The following is a 21,964-nucleotide window of genomic DNA, read 5'->3' as shown; positions in this document are numbered from 1 at the left end:
CTATAATAATTGCGGTTGTTTCTCATATCATTTCAAGGGAGGACATTATGAATACAGCAGAAAAGAAAGACCTGCAAATTGCTGCCTGTAAAATCCGTATGGGCGCGATTGAGGGAGTATACCATGCAAAATCCGGACATCCCGGCGGCTCTCTCTCCGCGGCAGACGTGCTGACCTATCTCTATTTTAAGGAGATGCACGTAGATCCCGCCCATCCGGCAGACGAAAACCGGGACCGTTTTGTGCTCTCTAAGGGGCATTGCTGTCCGGCTCTGTACGCGACATTGGCACTCAAAGGGTATTTCCCCATGGAAGAGCTGCAAAAACTGCGCCATATTGGCGCGATGTTACAGGGGCATCCCAACATGTTGGACACTCCCGGCATTGATATGAGCACGGGCTCTTTAGGACAGGGCGTTTCCGCAGCCTGCGGTATGGCGTTGGCAGCCAAGCTCAGTGGTAAAGACTATCGTGTCTATTCCATGCTGGGCGACGGTGAGATTGAAGAGGGTCAGGTTTGGGAAGCAGCGATGTTTGCTTCTCACAAAAAGCTGGACAACCTCTGTCTGATCGTGGACAACAATGACTTGCAGATCGACGGAACCCTGGACGAAGTTTGCAGCCCGTATCCGATCGACGAGAAATTCCGTGCCTTTGGCTTTGACACTGTGGTGATCGACGGCCACGACTTTGATGCGATGGAAGCGGCATTTGCGCACGTCAAAGAGGTGAAGGGGAAGCCCTGTGTCATCATCGCCAAAACTGTGAAGGGGAAGGGTGTCTCCTTCATGGAAAACCAGGTGGGCTGGCACGGTACCGCCCCCAATAAAGAGCAGTATGAAGTTGCTATGCAGGACTTGAAACAGGCGCTTGCGGCATTGGAGGTGGAATAAATGGCAGAGGTAATCAAAAAAGCGACAAGAGATGGCTATGGCGAAGCCTTGGTCGAGCTGATGGATGAATATCCGAACCTGGTGGTTCTCGATGCGGACTTGGCCGCAGCTACAAAATCCGGTATGTTTAAAAAGGCGCATCCAGAGCGCTTTTTCGACTGCGGTATCGCAGAAGGGAATATGATGGGTGTTGCAGCTGGATTGGCAGCTGCTGGCATGCTTCCATTTGCAAGTTCGTTTGCCATGTTCGCCACCGGACGTGCCTATGAGCAGGTGCGCAATTCAATTGGCTATCCGCATCTGAACGTCAAAATTGGCGGTTCTCATGCGGGAATCTCTGTCGGCGAGGACGGTGCAACCCATCAGTGCTGTGAGGACATTGCACTGATGCGCACGATTCCAGGAATGACGGTTGTCAATCCGGCCGACTATTACGAGATGAAAGCCGCGGTCAAAGCGATTGCCGCTTACAACGGCCCGGTTTATGTCCGTTTGGGCCGTTTGGCGATTGAAACAATCAACGATGAGCGTTATCAATTTGAACTTGGCAAGGGTATAACCATGCGCGACGGCAAAGACATCACCATTGTTGCGACAGGCCTTATGGTAGGGGAGTCCCTCAAGGCGGCTGAACAGCTTGCAGAAGCAGGGATTGATGCACGTGTCATCAATATCCATACGATCAAGCCGATCGATGCGGAACTTTTGCAAAAGGCGGCCAAGGAAACCGGCCGTATTGTAACGGCCGAGGAGCACAGCATTATCGGCGGTCTTGGTGATGCCGTATGCGAGGCAATCCGAGAGAATCCGGTTCCCGTAACCAAAATTGGCGTGAACGATTGCTTTGGTTACTCTGGTCCGGCGGTTGATCTGCTCAAAGATTTTGGTCTGTGTGCCGATCACGTGGTAGAGGTTGTCAAAGAAGTTCTGAAAAAATAATTGTAAGAAATCTCTTACAATGGCGTTACAAAGGAGAGGGAAGTGTCTTTATCATTTTACAGCCTTCTCTTCGATGTTATTTCCCCGATACGGCGTTTCTTCGCCGGTATCGGGGATTTTTGAATTATTGGCAGAGAAGAAAAGGCGCTTCTTTGGATGGGAACTTTTTTAATGTTTCTTCTATCCTGCCAATCATTTGTCGGTTCTGCTCTATATATGCGCCATTGTAGTATTGAAATGGAGAAAAAGGGCCTCTTTGACAGAACATGCTTTCCTATTAAACATTCGCTTCCTTAAAGAAAGGAAAAGGAAATCGTAAAAATATGTCAACGAATGTTGGGAATATCGAACGCCCTTTCATCTGCCCACCAAAGGATTCCTTTCTTTTGCGCAAAAATTGCAAGCGTCACAAAACAATATCCATATAAAAAGCGTGCAGAAAGCGGTAGAATCCGCTTTCTGCACGCTTAATTTTTGTTCTATCCGATATTTTGTATTCGGCCTTTAGATACTGTATGCAGGCCAAGAATTCCATGAAAAATTGAACTCTCTCCGCACCATCCTTGTCAAAAGGAAGATCCGTAAACCTACACAACCATTTATTTGCGCACTTCAAATTTGTATGTAGTGGTGTGCTGATATACTTCTCCAGGACGGAGAACTGCGCTGGGGAAGTTTTCATGATGGGGGGCATCCGGGAAAAACTGTGTCTCCAGGCAAAGCGCATGATGGGCTTGCAGGGGAATCCCACCGTTGGCAACGACACCTTCGGAGAAACCATTCGCCGTATAGAGCTGCATTCCCGGCATATCGGTAAACACCAACATCACACGTCCGGTGGATTGGTCGTATACTTCCGCGGCTTTCTTCCTCCCAGGCTCGCCTGCCAAAACAAAGTTGTGGTCATAACCGTTGCATTTGCGCAGGAAAGGGTCAGCAGCACGAATATCCTGCCCAATGGTCTTGGCCGTTCGGAAGTCCGCCGGTGTTCCTGCGACCGGGGCAAACTCTCCTGTGGGAACTAGGTCTTGCCCTGCCGCTGTAAAGTGGTCCGCATAGATCTGCAATTCGTGCGAAAGAATATCGCGTGCCGGGTCCCCTGTCAAATTAAAAAAGCTGTGGTTTGTCAGATTTACCAACGTAGAAGCATCGGTTTTCGCCTTGTAATCGATTACCAACGCATTATCCGTTGTTAATGTATAACAGATTGACACATCCAGGTTTCCAGGGAATCCCTCTTCGCCATCGATACTGCGATATGCAAAAGTGATGGAAGGGGCCTCATCATCGTTGTTGCTACATTTTAAACGCCATACCTTTTGATGGAATCCTTGAAAGCCGCCGTGCAGTGTATTCCCATTCTCATTTTGACTGAAGGAGTAGGGGGTACCGTCGATTTCGGCTGTTCCACCGCCTATTCGATTGGCGTAGCGCCCGACAGCTGCGCCGAGAAAATCCCCATCCGCCAGATATTCCTCCAAAGTGTCATGGCCCAACACAACATTTCCAAACGTTCCTTTGCGGTCCGGCACTTGAATGCTGACCACGCGCGCACCGTATTCCATCGCTTGGATACAGGCACCATTGGTATTCTTTAGGGTATATAAGTGGATCTTCGTCCCATCCGGCATTGTACCAAATGTTTTTTGTTCTATGCTCATAGCCGATTCCTCTCAATAAAATATCAATCTGCCAAATAAAGAAAATTATTTCCCCAACAGTGCTGCACCGATGATTCCTGCATCGTTCCCCAGCTGTGCCTTGCAGATTTTGGTACGTACTTTTACGCCGCCGTACTGCTCGCGATCCACATATTCCCGCACCGGTGCCAACAGAGTTTCACCCTCATTACAAATGCCGCCGCCGACACACAGAATATCGGGCTGTAGGGTATTCACACAGTTAGCCAATCCGCAGCCGAGATACGCGATGTATTCGTCAACAATCTTCTTTCCAACCGGATCACCAGCCCGCATTGCGTCAAACGCCGTACGGCCACTCACATGATCGAGATTGCCATCAACAAGCTTCCATATGGGGCTTTCCTTATCCGGATGTGCCAACATAGCCTCCTTCGTGCTGAGAATCAGACCCGTAGCGGAGGAATAACATTCCCAACATCCGTCACGCCCGCAGGAGCAGTGACGTCCGTTAAACACAATAACCGTATGTCCCATCTCGCCGGCACAATAATTGGAACCGGAATAGATTTTTCCATCAACAATAATGCCGCTGCCCACGCCTGTTCCAAGAGTAATCGCAAGAGCATTGCGCGCACCCTTTAAAGCACCAGCCTGGTATTCACCATATGCAGCCGCATTCGCATCGTTTTCAACGATAACCTCTTTTTTCATGCGCTCCTGCAACATCCGGCGCAACTCAAAGTTATTAAAGTACAGGTTATTGGAAAATTCCACCACACCCAGATCGCGGTTGACCGTACCGGGTGTGCCAATCCCTACCCACGGGATGTCATCGATCGTGACGCCAGCGTCCTCCAATGCAGCGAAGGCTGTTACCGCAAGCTGTTCGCACATCTCTTCTGAAGAACAGGGAACGCGTGTTTTATTCTTCCCCCGTCCAATAATCTGATAATGTTCATCCACTACTCCCACAGCGATATTCGTTCCGCCGAGGTCAATGCCAAGATAGTATGCCATTTTCATGTCCTCCTTGTGTTTTTATACTGGATGAGGGCCCGGCTCCACAGCTGCTTTGGTACAGTGGAAAAGGAGGAACGGCACACAATGTTCAAGTTCTTCCTCAATAGGCAATTGCCCAAATTTCCGATGTCTCTCTCGCCGTGTGCAGATACTGGCAGAACTCCCTCTTCATCCGAACCTCTTTGTGCCCGCACACGTAAAAATATCTGGATTTACTTTTTTCCTCTGTACCGGTTCTCCAAAAGCCAGAACGTTCGCCACCACACGCGCACCTCTGGAACTACAACAAGCTGCTGTCCTCACTCCGATCGGACCAATTTCTTCTTCACGCCATTATGACTACTTCCAAACCTTTGGAGATACAGCCCCATGGACGGTCTCATTCCCATGCAAGTCATGTTAAATTATATCTTAATCTATTATAACATTTTTTTGGATAAATTGTAAAGCAGCATCCTGCTTTTTTTCTATGGTTTCTGCAAATAATGAAGTGGAGAAACAAATCACTGGATTTGTCCTATTTGGAGATTTATGGTATAATAATCTCACGCCGCAGTCGGAGGCCACCGCTACAAGTATTTAAAGCCCTCCGACGGCTGAAAGAGCATTGAATCCCCTATCCAAGTGATGTTTTCGTCTTCTCAACGAATATTCTGTTCATTCTTCAAACTGGATGTTTCAGATGACCTCACGCCGAAACGGAGACCGATGTCGCAAAATGCGAATGAAGTACATCATTCTTTTGAAAATCAACACATCCGTTTTGAGTTTGAGCCAAAGAATCCATTATCCTCTTTTCTATATGATATAATAGAAATACAATTCTGTAAAGAGAACAAAAAGGAAAGTTGGAGCATTTGTTATGAACTATGAAGAGCTGCCAAAAAGTATGCAGGAGGATGCCATTAGGCCTTATTGGGAACTCCTCCAAAAAAAGCGTGTCTCCCTGTTTTTCAAGCGCCTTTTGGACATGATCGCCTCTTTTGTGATGTTGGTTATCCTTTCTCCTTTTCTGTTGCTTTTGGCGCTTGCTGTTAAATTCGATTCCAAGGGGCCTGTTTTTTACCGGCAAGTCCGTGTGGGACGCTACAATCAGGATTTCAAAATTTTTAAATTTCGTACAATGGTTCAAAATGCGGATCAGATCGGTCCTGCTGTCACAACGGGAGAAGACCCGCGTATCACGCGTGTTGGAAGATTTATTCGTCGGCTCCGGTTGGACGAGTTTTCCCAACTGTTGAATGTTCTCAACGGTACGATGAGTCTGGTAGGACCGCGGCCAGAGGTGCGCAAATACGTCGATCTCTATACACCGGAGCAGATGGCTACCTTATTGGTCCGCCCGGGGATTACTGCGCCTTCGAGTATCGCGTTTAAGGATGAGGACAAGCTCCTTGACGCGGCTGACGATCCGGAACGGGTCTATGTAGAACAGATTTTACCGCCAAAAATGGAGCTAAACCTGGAATATTTGGAGCATATCTCTCCTCTCTATGATTTGTCTGTAATCTTCCAGACAGCGGCCGCGGTATTTTTGTCAGGAGGAAAAGAGAATGCGCAATGAGTTTTCTCGTTCCCAGATTTTATTGGGTACACGCAGCATGGAGCGACTGCGGAACAGCCGGGTAGCCGTTTTTGGCCTCGGCGGTGTAGGCAGTTTTGCTGCGGAAGCACTCGTTCGAACCGGCGTCGGCCACCTGCTGTTGATCGACAATGACACCGTGAGTTTAACCAATCTTAACCGGCAGATTCTCGCTGACCATTCCACCATTGGAAAACAGAAAGTTGACGTGATGAGGGAACGCGCCCAACGCATCCATCCGGCAGTGGATGTTCAAACCTTTCCGTTGTTTTATCTTCCCGACACGCCCAGTGACTTTTTAAACGATTGTGACTATATTATCGACGCTATCGACACGGTATCTGCAAAATTGGCGCTGGTGCAGGTAGCGCAAGAGAAGGGGATCCCCATCATCAGCAGTATGGGGACGGGGAACAAACTCGATCCCACCCGCTTTGAAGTGGCAGACATCTATCAGACCTCGGTATGTCCCCTATGCCGGGTCATGCGCCGTGAACTGAAAAAACGCGGAATTTCATCTTTGAAAGTTGTGTATTCCAAAGAAGAGCCTGTACCGCGTGAAGAGAATCCAGAACTCCAAGATGCATTTCCGCGCCGGCAAACACCAGGAAGCGTGGCGTTCGTCCCACCGGTCGCCGGGTTTATTCTCGCTGGGGAGGTCATTAAAGATTTGACCGATGGACTTCGCCCGAGCCCCGAATGGGCGTCTCATTCATAAATTGCTCGGGATTGGGAAACCTATCCGCGAGGTGATTGACGATGAAAGATCGAAAAAAACAAGCAGCCAAGCCCCAACCTACCAGCGGACAGTCCCAAGCCGAGATACGAGCCGAACAGGCTGCGTGCGCGCTTCCGAACATGAACAAAGGAAGCATCCCATCGGACGTCAGCGGCAGCTATACCGGCACGCCGACGGACGATCTTTATCCCGTCCAGGATGCAGACGACCTGTAACTCGATAAAGTCGGGAGTAGCCAATAGGAAATGCATTTGAAACATCCTTGATAACCTGCTATACGCGCCTGCATTTCCGAATAGGGAAATGCAGCATACTGTCTATTCTATTATAAAGTTAAAAACGGTTGTGTGCTTTCTATGGACCGCACACAACCGTTTTTCTTTTTAAAGATTGTCACCCTTAAATGCCACTCAATCCTCCGCATTGCGCATAATGATGCGTTCAATAACATGTAACACTACACTCATCATGCAGATGGCAAAGAGCAACAATGGCACCAAAACCACGACCATGGGGACCGTAAGATCGACCAGGGAGAACAGCGGCTGGAAAAATAGCATTGCCATAATAAAACCAACCACCATCAGGGTATACAGCGCAGACCGCAACAGATTAAATGGAACACAAACCTTTAATAGAGTGAGAAGTCCTGTAAATCCAGTTAAAATGACCGCCAAGGTGGAAATTTGTTCGTTGGGCAGGTGGAGGAACAGCGAAACTGCCACCAACAATAGAATGTTGGTAATCATCGTCAAAGCACCCGGCAAGGATTTCCGTATGATATTGACCAAGAATTTCCCGCGGATACGGTCTTTGTTTGGTTCCAAGGCCAGGATAAAGGAAGGAATCCCAATCGTAAAGGTATTGATAAGCGTAAATTGAATAGGTTGGAACGGGTAGTCACATTGCAGGAAGATAAAGCAAACCGCGATAATGGTGGAAAAGATGGATTTCACCAGGAATAGGGAGGAGGAACGCTGCAAATTATTGATGGAACGCCGCCCTTCCTGAACAATGCGCGGCATGCTGGCAAAATTGGAGTCCAATAGCACCAACTGCGAAACTGCACGAGCAGCGTCGCTGCCAGAAGCCATCGCAATGCTGCAATCGCTCTCCTTAAGGGCTAATACGTCGTTTACTCCATCGCCTGTCATGGCAACTGTATGCTTTTGTTCCTTAAGCGCCTTGACCAGATCGAGTTTTTGTTGGGGCGTCACACGCCCAAATACGGTGTATTCCTCCACGGCTTTCTGAATATCTTCATAGGTTTTCAAGTTGGTCGCATCGACAAACCGATCTGCGTTTTGCAAACCTGCACGTTTGGCGATGTTGGCCACCGTCACTGCATTGTCACCGGAAATCACCTTGATTTCTACCCCTTGGTCGGCAAAGTATTCCAGCGTTTCTCGCGCGTTATCGCGGATTTTATCGCTCAACAGGAGCAAAGCCAAAGGGGAGAGCTCCTTAGGGAGCCCCTTATCCTGAAAAGGGTTTTGGGAATAGGCCAATAACAATACGCGCTGCCCTTGCGAAGAGTACTGTTCCACCTTCTCACGCAGGGGTTCAAAGCGGTCCCGCATCACAAACTCTGCTGCGCCGATGACAAAGGTTCCAATGTTTGCAAAGCTGGCGCCACTCCATTTGCGCGCAGACGAGAAGGGCACTGAATCGATGCATATCCAATCTGGAACAACCAGGCCCAGTTGCTTCATAGCCATAGAGGTGGGATTTTCGTCATTTAAAGCATGGGTGACCGCTGCAATGGCATCCTCCACCTGAGGCTGTGGGATCGGGCAAAGCGGCTCGATTCCATCCACCTGCATCGTTCCCTCGGTGATCGTGCCGGTCTTGTCCAGACACAGAGTATCCACGCGAGCCAAGGTCTCGATGGAATAGAGATCCTGGACCAAGGCGTTATAACGAGAAAGCCGAATCACACTGACTGCTAATACGACGCTGGTGAGCAATACCAATCCCTCTGGAATCATCCCGATCAGCGCGGCAACCGTACTGACCACAGCCTGGGAAAATGGCTGTGCGGAAAGAACATACTGTTTGTAAAACAGCGCCGCTCCCACCGGAATGATGGCAAAACCGAGCAATTTGATAATTTTGTTGATGCTCGTCATGATCTCGGAATTGGGCTTTTTTAAATATTTGGCATGATTTGTAATTTGGGAAGCATAGTTCTCCACCCCAACATGTTCCACACGAGCATGGCAGTCTCCGCTGACGATAAAACTTCCTGAAAAAAGAAGATCGCCCGGTTTTTTCACCACAGGGTCACTTTCGCCAGTCAGCAGAGATTCATTCACCTCGCACTCGCCAAATTGTACAATGCAGTCGGCGCAGACCTGATTCCCTGCAGAGAGGTGCAGGATGTCGTCCAAAACCAGCTCTTCCACCGGGAGGCCTTGTTCCTCTCCGCTGCGCACCACCCGCGCTTTAGGGGCTGCAATTAAGGACAACTTATCAATGGTCTTTTTGGCTCGAATTTCCTGAAAAGTGCCGATCAGCGTATTACAAATGACCACACCCATAAACAGCAGATTTTTATAGGACCCCACCACAAAAACCATACTTGCCAAAATGATATTTAAAATGTTAAAAGGCGTAATCAGATTCCCGCGGATAATCTGTCCAACTGTTTTAGTCTTGATTTCGCCCTCTCCGTTTGTCAGTCCCTGCTGTTGGCGCATCTGGACCTGCTGGGGGTTGAGTCCCCGTGTATAGTCAGGTTCAAACCGCTCACAATATTTCTGATCCGATCGCTCAGCAGTGTCCACCGGCAGCTCTCTGTGTCTTTTCATAAAAACTCCTTTGGAACCAATTGGCATGGCTCTTCCATTCGATCTGTTAAAAATTTTGGCAGACTCATCCCCTCTTATACGGCATTCAAATGCACGCAATCATCATCAAACGGAAAAAAGAGGACAAAATCCCTATTTATTATACTATTGAACGTAAGAAATTGCTAGTTTCTGACGGAATTGTAAGAAACGTTAAAAAAGCGTTCATAAATTCAGCGCAATAGCTAAAAAACGCCGGAAACTGTGATTTGATTCAATAGAATATTCCTCTTGCTCAAAATAGAAAAGCTGTATATAATAAAGTACCGTATGAATGGGCATATCCGCGTTCTATTGTTCCGCCAATTGGACAGAAACTCTTATTTTTGCGTCCAGCTAGGGGTGGGACATCCTGTGGGAAAAGAACGATTTTTTTAGAAAGGAGGAATGGTCTATCACTCAGACAATGGAATCTGTTTCGATTCGTTTGCAAGCGTGGGTCAAGCAATTGGATATAGATACCGCCGCGCCAATGGCGCTGGTGATCTCTTTGTTTTTTCCCTTTTATCTTTCTGTTGTCACGGTAAGCGCCATTGCAGTGATGACAATGGTCAACTATCGAATGCGGTCAAAAGCATTAGAATCTCCTTATTGCAAGGCACTGCTTGGGGCACTGATCGTACCTTTCTTCGTTTCAGCCGTGTATAACAATTATATGGGCATGCTTTACAGTATGCTGGTTTTGGCAGCTGTAATTTGTGCATTTTACCTGCGCAGCGTGATGACCGGTTCTCTATTCAACCGCATGATGGATGCAGCCTGTGTGGCAAGTATATTCTGCGCAGGACTTGCGTTTTTGCAAAAAGCCGCATTGTTTTCTACAGCACCGGATTACCGGCCGACGTCGGTATTTTCCAATGCCAATTACTATGGTATGATGATCGAATTTTTAGTTCTGATCGCATTGTACCGCCTGTTTACCAATTCAAAAGAACGTGTTTTTTACAGTGTTGTGATTGCTGTCAATTTGCTGGGACTTTATTTCTGCGCAAGTATGTCTTCTTGTATGGGATTGCTCTGTGCCGTATTGGTGATGTTTTATCTCAAGAAGTATTATAAATGGATGGGACTATTCTTAGCACTGGCGGTCTTTGCGGCAGCTAGTAGCCTGTTATTTCCAATTCTTTTCCCACGCGTCGAAGCGATTGATACCACATTTGGACAACGCCTCTCTATTTGGGCGGCAGCCATTCAGGGGATTCAGTCCCATCCTATCTTCGGGATGGGGCCTACGTCATATCAGATGATCTATCGTGTGTTTGATGGGTATCAGACGTATCATTGCCATAACTTGTTGCTGGATACCCTCTTGAATTATGGAATCATCGGGACAGGGGCAATGGGACTCTATATCTTTGTTCAGTGTAAAATCCTATGGCTTCGGTTCCGAAACCATATCTGCAACGAGATGAACATTCTCTTGACGGCCGCCTTTGCTGCCGTGATTGCTCACGGTGTTACCGATGTGACGGTATATTGGATTCAAACTGGAATGTTGTTCTTGATTCTATTTTCTAGCACAGGAATCTGTGCAGACTATGTTGAGAGTAAACTCCGTTTGCCAAAGTTGCTTCACATCCCAAGCTATCCAGCGAAAACACATACACATTCTGTGTATTGAATACCGGATTACAAAAAAGAGCTTCCTGGGGAACGAAAGGTCCCTAGGAAGCTTTTTATTGCTATTTGTTTCCTATAAGCTAACTTCACGATCATTTACCAATAATACCCTTATATGCATGTTAAAACGAAGTAGACAAAAAAGGCCATTATAAAATTGACTCTGAGTTTGTACTTCGATGTTTTCAAGAATATAATCCCACTTATAGGAGGTTGTCTGCCGTCTCTTTTAACTGCTCAAAAAAACGGCTGATATGCTGGCCATCGTTTACTGCATGTGAAAATTCTGCGCCAACCGGCAGAAGGAAACGGTCTCCTTGGTGAGTAAGCTTTCCGAAAAGAACAAAAGGAACAAAATCTTCTTTGGGTTCTCCTCCAAAGCAAAAACCGGTAAATGGTACACCTGGAGCAATTGAGACGCCAAAGATATTTTTGGGCATAGTTTCATCGCAAAGTAGACGTCCACAATGTTCAGCAACCTTGTAGTCCTGTTCAAACGTATGGTAAAATGTCAGAAAGTCTGGGGAATACGCAGAATATTTCATGGAAAAAAGTGTTGGATTGTCTACCCTAGGCACTGTGTAATACGGATGGAGTTCCTCCCAGATTCCAACACAGTGTTGCTCATCATAAGCATATCGAAATTCAGGATATTGATTGACGACCTTAGCAGCACAATAAACTAGGGAAGGGTACAGGCGTAAACCCTTCTGTTTGATGTGACAATACAACTTTGTCATATCAAGCTGTTCGGTTATATAAATAGAGGAATTCTGAAAGAACTCCAAATATTCCTTTCTCTCCCATTGATCGTAAGGAATTCGTATAAAAGCCATAGTTCCCTCCCAATAAAGCTCTCGAATCTGAAAAATAGGTTTTCAATGACAACCAACAATAAAAAAAGTCTGAACGCATTTATGCATTCAGACTCAATTGAATGGTGGACCTGAAGGGATTCGAACCCACGACCTCTCGGATGCGAACCGAACGCTCTCCCAGCTGAGCTACAGGCCCATTTTTCCGCTAAACGATTTCTTTTTAACGGCGAGATTTATTATAGCATGTTCTGCTGTATAATGCAAGCCCTCAGGCAAAATTTTTGACAAAATGTTGCCGCATTTTCTCAAGTCGGCGTTTTCATACGATTGGTTGCGACGATTGAGTGATGCTCGCAATTGGGCTGGTATGGGTTGCAGCGAGGTACGGATTCCGGCAAACATGGTACCGGCGTTACGCCCGTCTATGTCAATGTGATGAAGCTGTTGGAGTTGGCATTTCACGATGGTTATAATCCCAATACAGGTAAGTGTCTGTGCCCGTCCAGGCTTTGATCTTTCAGCCTCCAACAGGGGATAGGTAAAAAGGTAATCCCAAATCTGGAAGGATTATGGTACAATAAATAATATGGAAAGGTGCCAAAAGTTTACAATGACTCCCACAAGTACCGATCAAAGGAATTTTGATCCCTGATCGGTACGCGCTGGCTTCTATTGAACGGAGGGACGATATGCCACTGCTAAAACGAATCCATTACAACGCACCTGTGATTTTAACTTTCTTTTTGTTCTCTCTGGCTGCACTGCTTCTCGGCGCGATGAGCAATGGCTGGACAACGCAAAGGCTCTTTTCCGTCTATCGCGCCCCCTTGACAGACCCTCTTAGTTATGTACGCCTAATTGGCCACGTCTTTGGCCATGCCAATTATGAGCATTTTGCTGGAAATATGCTTTTGTTTTTAGTTGTAGGGCCTCCGATGGAAGAGAAATATGGCAGTAAAGTTCTTTTGTTAGGGATTCTGCTGACCGCGGGGATTTCTGGATTGTTGCAATGTGTCTTTTTCCCTTCTACAGCACTGTTGGGGGCAAGCGGCATTGTGTTCATGCTCATTATGCTCTCTTCATTGGCTGGCATGAAGGAAGGGCGAATTCCTCTAACCCTCATTCTAGTTGCGGTTCTATATCTTGGTCAAGAAGTCTATTCGGCTCTTTTTGTACAAGATCACGTAGCTCATTTTATGCATCTGGTGGGTGGCACTTGTGGTACTATTTTTGGGTTTATTATCGCTCAAAAGCGTCTCTGACAAAAGCGCTCCTATCACCATATAAAATACGGCAAAGGGGGTATCCCAAAACTACGAATCTTTCGATTCATAGGGAAGGGCGTCCTCTTTCTGGCTGAAAAAATATCTGCGTTTCTAAAAAAGAGGGTATCCTTCCGTCATTTCATGACTTTTGGGACACCCTCTTTTCCTTTTCTGTTAGACTATGTTGACATGCATCCCTCGTATCCGCAGATTTTCACAAAGTACAGAGTCTGCACTGCTGTCTGTGAACAATTCTGCCACACAAGCCGCATTCAAGAAAGAAACCGTTCCACTTTTTCCAAGCTTTGAGCCATCCAAGAGCATGCAGACGCGCTCTGCACTTCGCACCATCTCCCGGAGAGCTTCCGCGCGTTCCATATCCACACCAAAAAAGCCGCCGGAATCGGTAAAACCGTCTGCTCCTACGAAGGCAGTACCCACATGAAAATCCTCTAAGCAACGTTTGATTAAGGGCCCTACCATACACTGGGAATGCTTCTGGTAGCTACCTCCCAGCAGAATAATCCGACCATCCGGCTCCTTACAGAGATTCGCCGCTACATAAGCAGAGTTTGTCAGGATTGTCACATTGCGCCGGGTTTCCACCACCTGAGCGGCAAACATCGCACACGTACTACCGGTTCCAACAATGATTGTTTCGCCATCCCGTACCCTTTGGGCTGCGGCAGCGGCAATCTTCAGCTTGGCCTCATAGTGCAACGCCATGTGATAATTGGTGTCATCCGGGTTTGGGAGGGTGGCATAACCGCGCCGCCGGGCTAGAATCCCCTTTTTCGAAAGCGTATTTAAATCATTTCGTACAGTCACTTCACTGGTATTTAGCAGGCGGGCAAGCTCACCCGTCTCAATTTCTCCACGGTCTGCTACCAGCTCAATCATCTTTACATGGCGTTCGATCATGTCCATTCTCCCATCCGGATTAACGTTCATTTACTTCCACAATAAGCCCCTTTTTGTCCAACTGGTCCACAATTTTTTGTACCGAGGCAACGGACAACGGTTCGTTGCCCAGTTGATAGGGCATACTGAGATTGGTATATTTACTGATTCCAAAGGTGTGATAGGGGAGTAAAGTGACCTTTTGGGCGCCATTCTCCCAGGCAAAATTGAGAATATCTTGCAATTCTGACGCAGTATCGTTAAACGTCGGAATCACGGGGACCCGCAGATCGGTTACATTGTGCGTCAAATAATACTGGATGGACGCCAACGTCTGTTGGTTGGTCACACCTGTAAACCGGCGGTGCTTTTCATCATCCGTATGTTTTAAGTCCACCATCACATAGTCGAGAAGGGGAGAGAGGCGTGCCGTCAGCTTCAACGGATAATTTCCGTTCGTCTCAATGGCAGTCTGGATTCCATTCTCACGGCAAGCCTCCAAACACTGCAAAAGGAATTCTCCTTGCATAGCGGGTTCCCCGCCGGAAAACGTGACCCCACCACCGCTGCGTTGATAAAAATCCCGGTCCTTACAGACCAGCTTGACCACCTCTTCCACCGACCGGTCATATCCCACCAGCATCAGAGCATCATTTGGGCACAGGTCAATACAATGGCCACAGCGCACACATTTTTTGTGATCGGTACGGTATCCATCCGCATCGTGGGAAATAGCCCCCTCAGGGCAAACCTCTTCACATCGGCCACACCTTGTACACAGGCTATCTTTGCGCAAAACCTGCGGCTTTGGAAGGAGCGATTCCGGATTGTGACACCAGAGGCAAACCTGGTTGCAGCCCTTGAGAAAAACAACTGTGCGGATACCGGGACCGTCGTCCAGACTAAACCGCTGGATATTGAACAAATGACCTGTCATAGGGACCTCCGATTAAGCAAATGCATCGTATTCTGTACGGGCAATCAAGTGATCCTGCCACTTCTTTTCCAGTTCGCAGTAGAAGCAGCTGAATCCAGCAACTTTGACCACCAGAGAACGGTAATTTTCCGGATGCTGCTGCGCGTCGATCAGGATTTCGCGGCCGACTACATTAAACTGTACCTGGAAACCGCCCTTTTCAAAGTAGACCGCTATGGCCTGCGCAATCTTTTCGATTTTCTCCGGACTGTTCAGAGCAGAGGGATGGAAACGGATGTTGAGAATGGAGCCATTGTCCATCAAGGCGTGGTCAATCTTTGATAAGCTATTGAACACACCGGTAATCCCCTGTAGATCCGTACCGGGGGTGGGGGACATGTTATCTGCCAAACTTTCCCCTGCGCGCCGTCCATCCGGGGTTGCACCAACCACGGCTCCATCGGTCACGTTCATGACAACGGTCTGCGCCGTACAACCGAATTGACCTCCGCGCAATGGGGTGAACTTGCGCATCTTGGCCGGCAGGATGGTAAACAGGTCGCGGCAGAGATCATCCACCTCGTCGTCGTCGTTTCCAAACTTCGGCGCATTGAGTAGAGCCTTGCGAATTGCCATACCTTTATCGCTGGCAAAATTCTCATCCATGGCCTCGATGACCTCTTTTAACGTGTACTTCTGATCTTTGAAACATACGCGGTCCAGTGCCTCCAAAGCGTTTGCGGCATTCGGATAGCCGTGCGCGTGTACAATGGTATCGTTGTAGTTCGGGCCACGCCCCCAGGAGATGTCTTTTCCCATCTCGATGCGGTAATCGACCACGCCGGAGAGGAAGGGGGTTGGGGTGAGCGTATAATAACTCTCCGCAATTGCCCGCTCAATCCGCGGGATAAAGGGGAGATAGTAGTCAAGCTGTTCTTCCCAAAGGGCGATGACCTCCTTGAGATTGCGGCACTCGGAAAAAGGCCGGCTGGACGGGCACAGGCACTTGCCTGTATTGGGATTATAGCCATCGTGAAGTGCCAACTCCAACAGCTTCATCACATTGACATAGACGGGCGTAACGCCGGTACCATGTTTGCCCGGAATCCGCACCTCGCTGCAACCCATACCAGCCCAATTGCGGGCATCACTNACCCTTTGGGCTGCGGCAGCGGCAATCTTCAGCTTGGCCTCATAGTGCAACGCCATGTGATAATTGGTGTCATCCGGGTTTGGGAGGGTGGCATAACCGCGCCGCCGGGCTAGAATCCCCTTTTTCGAAAGCGTATTTAAATCATTTCGTACAGTCACTTCACTGGTATTTAGCAGGCGGGCAAGCTCACCCGTCTCAATTTCTCCACGGTCTGCTACCAGCTCAATCATCTTTACATGGCGTTCGATCATGTCCATTCTCCCATCCGGATTAACGTTCATTTACTTCCACAATAAGCCCCTTTTTGTCCAACTGGTCCACAATTTTTTGTACCGAGGCAACGGACAACGGTTCGTTGCCCAGTTGATAGGGCATACTGAGATTGGTATATTTACTGATTCCAAAGGTGTGATAGGGGAGTAAAGTGACCTTTTGGGCGCCATTCTCCCAGGCAAAATTGAGAATATCTTGCAATTCTGACGCAGTATCGTTAAACGTCGGAATCACGGGGACCCGCAGATCGGTTACATTGTGCGTCAAATAATACTGGATGGACGCCAACGTCTGTTGGTTGGTCACACCTGTAAACCGGCGGTGCTTTTCATCATCCGTATGTTTTAAGTCCACCATCACATAGTCGAGAAGGGGAGAGAGGCGTGCCGTCAGCTTCAACGGATAATTTCCGTTCGTCTCAATGGCAGTCTGGATTCCATTCTCACGGCAAGCCTCCAAACACTGCAAAAGGAATTCTCCTTGCATAGCGGGTTCCCCGCCGGAAAACGTGACCCCACCACCGCTGCGTTGATAAAAATCCCGGTCCTTACAGACCAGCTTGACCACCTCTTCCACCGACCGGTCATATCCCACCAGCATCAGAGCATCATTTGGGCACAGGTCAATACAATGGCCACAGCGCACACATTTTTTGTGATCGGTACGGTATCCATCCGCATCGTGGGAAATAGCCCCCTCAGGGCAAACCTCTTCACATCGGCCACACCTTGTACACAGGCTATCTTTGCGCAAAACCTGCGGCTTTGGAAGGAGCGATTCCGGATTGTGACACCAGAGGCAAACCTGGTTGCAGCCCTTGAGAAAAACAACTGTGCGGATACCGGGACCGTCGTCCAGACTAAACCGCTGGATATTGAACAAATGACCTGTCATAGGGACCTCCGATTAAGCAAATGCATCGTATTCTGTACGGGCAATCAAGTGATCCTGCCACTTCTTTTCCAGTTCGCAGTAGAAGCAGCTGAATCCAGCAACTTTGACCACCAGAGAACGGTAATTTTCCGGATGCTGCTGCGCGTCGATCAGGATTTCGCGGCCGACTACATTAAACTGTACCTGGAAACCGCCCTTTTCAAAGTAGACCGCTATGGCCTGCGCAATCTTTTCGATTTTCTCCGGACTGTTCAGAGCAGAGGGATGGAAACGGATGTTGAGAATGGAGCCATTGTCCATCAAGGCGTGGTCAATCTTTGATAAGCTATTGAACACACCGGTAATCCCCTGTAGATCCGTACCGGGGGTGGGGGACATGTTATCTGCCAAACTTTCCCCTGCGCGCCGTCCATCCGGGGTTGCACCAACCACGGCTCCATCGGTCACGTTCATGACAACGGTCTGCGCCGTACAACCGAATTGACCTCCGCGCAATGGGGTGAACTTGCGCATCTTGGCCGGCAGGATGGTAAACAGGTCGCGGCAGAGATCATCCACCTCGTCGTCGTCGTTTCCAAACTTCGGCGCATTGAGTAGAGCCTTGCGAATTGCCATACCTTTATCGCTGGCAAAATTCTCATCCATGGCCTCGATGACCTCTTTTAACGTGTACTTCTGATCTTTGAAACATACGCGGTCCAGTGCCTCCAAAGCGTTTGCGGCATTCGGATAGCCGTGCGCGTGTACAATGGTATCGTTGTAGTTCGGGCCACGCCCCCAGGAGATGTCTTTTCCCATCTCGATGCGGTAATCGACCACGCCGGAGAGGAAGGGGGTTGGGGTGAGCGTATAATAACTCTCCGCAATTGCCCGCTCAATCCGCGGGATAAAGGGGAGATAGTAGTCAAGCTGTTCTTCCCAAAGGGCGATGACCTCCTTGAGATTGCGGCACTCGGAAAAAGGCCGGCTGGACGGGCACAGGCACTTGCCTGTATTGGGATTATAGCCATCGTGAAGTGCCAACTCCAACAGCTTCATCACATTGACATAGACGGGCGTAACGCCGGTACCATGTTTGCCCGGAATCCGCACCTCGCTGCAACCCATACCAGCCCAATTGCGGGCATCACTCAACGGGATTCCTGCGCGGACCATCATATCAACCGCCACATCGTCGTTGAAGAAAGCGGGCATACCACCGCCATGGCGCACCAGCGCCCGGAGAGCGGCCTCGTAGAACGCAAGCGGCGTTGTGCTGCCCATACTGACAATCACAGTGGGGATATTCATATTGGTATTGCCGAGTGCCTCCAAGAAAAGGTATGATAGATCGTTCACCGCCGTCTTACCGTCCTGGGTCTGTCCTCCCAATGTGATGGTCTGGAAGAGCTGATTGCCGCCCAAGTTTTCGGTAGTGCCCCAGTCGCGCAGTTTATTTGCCTCAAAGCATTTCAGCAGGAAACATTCACAGAGCTGCTGGGTAAAGTCCGCATCGATCCGCTTTTCCGCAAGATCGCGGTCGTAGTATTTCTTTAAATAGCTGTCCATCCGGCCCATAGAAATGCTGTGGCCGTTCGACTCGATCTGAATCATGAGATGGATAAACAAAACAAACTGCAATGCCTCGTAGAAGCTGTCCGGCGCCTTGCGGGGAACCTTTGCACAGATGCGGGCGATTTCGGTCAGCTCTGCCCGGCGTTCCGCGGTCGGCGCTGTCTTGGCCTTTTCAAAAGCCAGCTTTGCCAGCCGGTCTGCATAATCCAGTACCCCCTGCATACAGATGATGACACTCTCCAAAAAGGCCTTCTTTTCCAAATATTCCGGGTCGTCTTCGCGCAGGAGGGCAAGGTTGCGCTCTGCTTCGTCGATCACACCTTCCAAGCCGATGTCGAGCAGTTTCACATAATCCGGGATGATATGCCCATCGCCGTTCTGGTTGTGCTCAATAATCATCGTTTCGTTGACGCTGGGGTGCTGTTCACCCAGCAGATATTCCCCGATTGTACTTTTCAGGTTGTACCCCACCCGGTCATAGTGGGTATATCCTTTCCATTTTTCGCACATGGCCAAAATTTCGTCATGCAGCTCCGCTGGCACTATAAAGCGTTGACGCTCGCGCTCTTCAAAGGTGTCGAGCTCTTCTTCGATCCAGTCCACCGCAAATTCCGGGAACAGGGCGGCCGCCAGCGGCTTGCTGGCCGTATTGCCCACCAGCAGATCATCGTCGCCGATATAGATGGTCATCTCCCGCAAATACCGCGCAAAAGCCTCTGCACGCCGGATCACCAGAGGGCGCTCTGGGTGGGAAAAGAATTCTTCTGTATAAATACGTCCACGCTCCATGCAGATTTCCGGGGGGTAGGAGCGAATATATTCTTTGATTCGCTGTGTCCTCGTCATATGGATTCCTTCCTTTCGTTCCGTCGTTCTTGATCCTTTGTTCTATCGTTCTTAAATAGATTTCTTATACGTTCGCCTTCAAAAATGCTTCCAGCTCTTCGCGATTGGGGGCGCCCTCCATCGGCCCCTGTTTGCGTACACTCATTGCGCCGGCTGCACAAGCAAACCGGCCACACTCTTCGAGAGACTTCCCTTCGATCAGAGCGGTTAAAAATGCCCCACAGAAGGTATCCCCGGCACCGGTAGGATCGACTTCTTCCACAGAAAAGCTGGGGACGGCGATCTTTTCACTCCCTTGGTATAGGATGCAACCATCGCTGCCGTTCTTTAAGACCACCAGCTTGCCTTGATTGGCCCATAGACGGCATCCTTCCTCATCGGTCGCACGGCCGGTAAACATTGCGGCCTCTGTTTTACTCGGGAAAAGAATGCTCGCCTTTTCGATCACTGGACGGCAGAGTTCCCGCACCTCCTCCACACTGAGGGATTCGGGACGGATGTTGGGATCAAAACTGATGCGGCTGCCTTCAGGCAGTTCTTTGACAATGCGGTAACAAGTCTCCTGCAAACTTTTGCTCACACTCATATTGTAGCCAGTGAGATGGAACCACTTGGTTCCCTGGAGTTTCTCCATGTCGAGATCCTCTGCGCGGGTCATACCGGCCGCAGCATGGCGGCTGTGATACAGAAAATCACGGCTTCCTCCCGTATAATAGCAGACAAATGCACATCCGGTGGAGGCACCGGGGATCTCCTTAACCATGCTCACGTCAACGCCACTGGAAACCATCTGCTCTTTAAAGCACTTTCCAAATGGGTCGGGGCCCACACTGCCGATAACGGCAGTCTTTGCGCCCAACTTTGCAGCCACATTGACCGTGATGGGTGTATCGCCGCTCGCATATGGCCCGGTAAAGTCCGCCGGTTTATCCAAAGGTTTATCCAATTCCTTACGCATGATTTCACACAGGATTGCACTGACTGTCACAAGATCGTATGCCATGTTGTTCGCCCTTTCTCCATAAAATATTACACCAAATGTGTCTTTATTACAACTCCTCTATAAATGTAAAGTACAGAGTGTAGGTTTTGCTTTCTCCCGGCTGAAGAACAGGCGCTGTACAGCCCTCTTCGCCGATTTTCTTGCCATCCAGAGGTGCGTTCAGGGGTTCCATTCCCAGGACATATTCACCCTTTCCCAGCATTTTCCACTGACAGAAGCAGGGGAGATCGGCATGCTTCCAGGAAACCCGGACGCCGATGTGCCTGTGCGGATTATAGATGGTATAACCGCTTCGGCCCTGCGCATCCTCCGCCAGCTCATGGAAATAGCAGCATTCTTGATAGGGGTATGTCGGCGGTTCGATCTCCCTCCAGCGGCTGATTTCCTGCGCGGCATGTGCATCACGCGGTTCCACGCCCAAGCTGTCCAAAAGAATCTCTGTATCCTCACAAAGCAACGGATAGCCAAAATTAATATGATAGGAGAGCAGAAAGGGCCGCGCCCCAAACCCATGGTTTGTCACCGTATCCGTAAGCGTGAAGGCATCCTCTCCGTAGGAGAACGTGTACGTGCGGTGCAGGCGCAGGTTTTCCCCAAAGATGCGCGCCTCTCGCATCGTACCCTCCACGGTCAGTTCCATGGAATCCCCTGCGCGGTCGCGCGTAACGCGCACATCCTCTGCAGGACAATTGGCCTCCCGGCCGTGCAGCCCACGAACCTCGCCAGCGATCTCCGCCGGTGAACCAATATGTTGTAAACCGCACGTGGTCAGAAATCCCACATAAAAACTACGCAACCATTCCGTTCCACGGGCGTCGTAGTAAGCCGGCGCTACAATGCCACACGGTGCAATGTAATTCAGGTTGGCCCCTTTATAACGCACCTGATAGAGGTCCATCGCGCGTCCAGGAAGTATGGTGCATTCCAATGCGCCGCCGTTATCCAGCTGAATCATACGGACGCCGTCCTGCCGCCCGCCCAATAACCGTGCCTCCCGTACACTCATCAATTGATCCGGCTCTCCAATATAAGCAAAGACATCCCGCGCCATATATCC

The 21,964-nt window shown here is 49.1% G+C and carries 19 protein-coding genes and 1 tRNA gene; 8 read left to right on the top strand and 12 right to left on the bottom strand.

The genetic code is table 11. The annotated features are described in order from the left end of the window. Window positions 1–29 precede the first annotated feature (29 nt). Window positions 30–893 carry a transketolase gene (locus tag B9Y59_RS06830; RefSeq protein ID WP_256366524.1) on the top strand — a complete coding sequence of 288 codons (864 nt, stop codon included), beginning with the start codon at window positions 30–32 and terminating at the stop codon, window positions 891–893. After that, the gene (locus B9Y59_RS06825) at window positions 894–1,832 is read left to right on the top strand and encodes a transketolase family protein (RefSeq protein WP_085532551.1); all 939 of its coding nucleotides are present in this window, start codon (window positions 894–896) and stop codon (window positions 1,830–1,832) included. A 599-nt stretch (window positions 1,833–2,431) separates the two neighbouring features. Here B9Y59_RS06825 and B9Y59_RS06820 read toward each other — a convergent pair. Then, on the bottom strand, window positions 2,432–3,493 hold the full coding sequence (locus tag B9Y59_RS06820) for an aldose epimerase family protein (protein ID WP_085532549.1): 1,062 nt from the start codon (window positions 3,491–3,493) through the stop codon (window positions 2,432–2,434). Between the two features lie 45 nt (window positions 3,494–3,538). Continuing rightward, on the bottom strand, window positions 3,539–4,492 hold the full coding sequence (locus tag B9Y59_RS06815; RefSeq protein ID WP_085532547.1) for an ROK family protein: 954 nt from the start codon (window positions 4,490–4,492) through the stop codon (window positions 3,539–3,541). 865 nt (window positions 4,493–5,357) lie between these two features. Here B9Y59_RS06815 and B9Y59_RS06810 point away from each other — a divergent pair. Genes B9Y59_RS06810 through B9Y59_RS06800 form a run of 3 tightly spaced genes read left to right on the top strand, consistent with a single transcriptional unit; the run spans window position 5,358 to window position 7,031 of the window. Beyond that, window positions 5,358–6,059, top strand: coding sequence for a sugar transferase (locus B9Y59_RS06810; protein WP_198945598.1), 702 nt, complete (start codon window positions 5,358–5,360; stop codon window positions 6,057–6,059). Continuing rightward, on the top strand, window positions 6,049–6,795 hold the full coding sequence (locus B9Y59_RS06805) for a tRNA threonylcarbamoyladenosine dehydratase (protein ID WP_085532546.1): 747 nt from the start codon (window positions 6,049–6,051) through the stop codon (window positions 6,793–6,795). The genes B9Y59_RS06810 and B9Y59_RS06805 overlap by 11 nt, the downstream gene beginning before the upstream one ends. Window positions 6,796–6,836: 41 nt before the next feature. After that, complete coding sequence (locus B9Y59_RS06800) at window positions 6,837–7,031, top strand: hypothetical protein (RefSeq protein ID WP_085532545.1); 195 nt, start codon at window positions 6,837–6,839, stop codon at window positions 7,029–7,031. A gap of 195 nt (window positions 7,032–7,226) precedes the next feature. Here the strand turns inward: B9Y59_RS06800 and B9Y59_RS06795 are convergent, their stop codons facing one another. Beyond that, a complete protein-coding gene (locus B9Y59_RS06795; RefSeq protein WP_085534551.1) occupies window positions 7,227–9,626 on the bottom strand; it encodes a cation-translocating P-type ATPase in 2,400 nt (799 codons plus the stop codon). Between the two features lie 487 nt (window positions 9,627–10,113). Here B9Y59_RS06795 and B9Y59_RS06790 point away from each other — a divergent pair, with 487 nt between their 5' ends. Next, on the top strand, window positions 10,114–11,286 hold the full coding sequence (locus B9Y59_RS06790; protein ID WP_207651497.1) for an O-antigen ligase family protein: 1,173 nt from the start codon (window positions 10,114–10,116) through the stop codon (window positions 11,284–11,286). A 202-nt stretch (window positions 11,287–11,488) separates the two neighbouring features. Here B9Y59_RS06790 and B9Y59_RS06785 read toward each other — a convergent pair whose 3' ends face one another. Next, window positions 11,489–12,121, bottom strand: coding sequence for a CatA-like O-acetyltransferase (locus tag B9Y59_RS06785; RefSeq protein WP_085532543.1), 633 nt, complete (start codon window positions 12,119–12,121; stop codon window positions 11,489–11,491). Between the two features lie 102 nt (window positions 12,122–12,223). After that, a tRNA-Ala gene (locus B9Y59_RS06780) sits at window positions 12,224–12,299 on the bottom strand. A 161-nt stretch (window positions 12,300–12,460) separates the two neighbouring features. On the opposite strand from B9Y59_RS06780, the gene B9Y59_RS15705 reads away from it, so the two are divergent. Then, window positions 12,461–12,616 carry a hypothetical protein gene (locus tag B9Y59_RS15705; protein ID WP_158088969.1) on the top strand — a complete coding sequence of 52 codons (156 nt, stop codon included), beginning with the start codon at window positions 12,461–12,463 and terminating at the stop codon, window positions 12,614–12,616. Between the two features lie 176 nt (window positions 12,617–12,792). Continuing rightward, window positions 12,793–13,365, top strand: coding sequence for a rhomboid family intramembrane serine protease (locus B9Y59_RS06775; RefSeq protein WP_085532542.1), 573 nt, complete (start codon window positions 12,793–12,795; stop codon window positions 13,363–13,365). Between the two features lie 177 nt (window positions 13,366–13,542). Here B9Y59_RS06775 and B9Y59_RS06770 read toward each other — a convergent pair whose 3' ends face one another. From B9Y59_RS06770 to B9Y59_RS06740, 7 genes are all read right to left on the bottom strand, one after another. Then, the gene (locus B9Y59_RS06770) at window positions 13,543–14,295 is read right to left on the bottom strand and encodes a DeoR/GlpR family DNA-binding transcription regulator (RefSeq protein WP_158088968.1); all 753 of its coding nucleotides are present in this window, start codon (window positions 14,293–14,295) and stop codon (window positions 13,543–13,545) included. A 13-nt stretch (window positions 14,296–14,308) separates the two neighbouring features. Continuing rightward, window positions 14,309–15,205 carry a glycyl-radical enzyme activating protein gene (locus tag B9Y59_RS06765; RefSeq protein ID WP_085532538.1) on the bottom strand — a complete coding sequence of 299 codons (897 nt, stop codon included), beginning with the start codon at window positions 15,203–15,205 and terminating at the stop codon, window positions 14,309–14,311. 12 nt (window positions 15,206–15,217) lie between these two features. Then, window positions 15,218–16,567 (bottom strand): pyruvate formate lyase family protein, encoded by a 1,350-nt coding sequence (locus tag B9Y59_RS06760; protein ID WP_442856178.1) that lies wholly within the window; start codon window positions 16,565–16,567, stop codon window positions 15,218–15,220. A 40-nt stretch (window positions 16,568–16,607) separates the two neighbouring features. Beyond that, a complete protein-coding gene (locus B9Y59_RS06755) occupies window positions 16,608–17,504 on the bottom strand; it encodes a glycyl-radical enzyme activating protein (RefSeq protein ID WP_085532538.1) in 897 nt (298 codons plus the stop codon). A 12-nt stretch (window positions 17,505–17,516) separates the two neighbouring features. Continuing rightward, window positions 17,517–19,904 carry a glycyl radical protein gene (locus B9Y59_RS06750; RefSeq protein ID WP_085532536.1) on the bottom strand — a complete coding sequence of 796 codons (2,388 nt, stop codon included), beginning with the start codon at window positions 19,902–19,904 and terminating at the stop codon, window positions 17,517–17,519. A gap of 64 nt (window positions 19,905–19,968) precedes the next feature. Beyond that, window positions 19,969–20,907, bottom strand: coding sequence for a sugar kinase (locus B9Y59_RS06745; protein WP_054322942.1), 939 nt, complete (start codon window positions 20,905–20,907; stop codon window positions 19,969–19,971). Window positions 20,908–20,953: 46 nt separating this feature from the next. Continuing rightward, window positions 20,954–21,958: an aldose 1-epimerase family protein gene (locus B9Y59_RS06740; protein WP_085532534.1), complete on the bottom strand. Its 1,005-nt coding sequence runs from the start codon at window positions 21,956–21,958 to the stop codon at window positions 20,954–20,956. Window positions 21,959–21,964: the final 6 nt, after the last annotated feature.

Source organism: Anaeromassilibacillus sp. Marseille-P3371, assembly GCF_900169665.1.
Taxonomy (GTDB): domain Bacteria; phylum Bacillota; class Clostridia; order Oscillospirales; family Acutalibacteraceae; genus Anaeromassilibacillus.
Note: the sequence above shows the minus strand (reverse complement) of the source record. Positions and strands in the feature narration are given on the sequence as shown.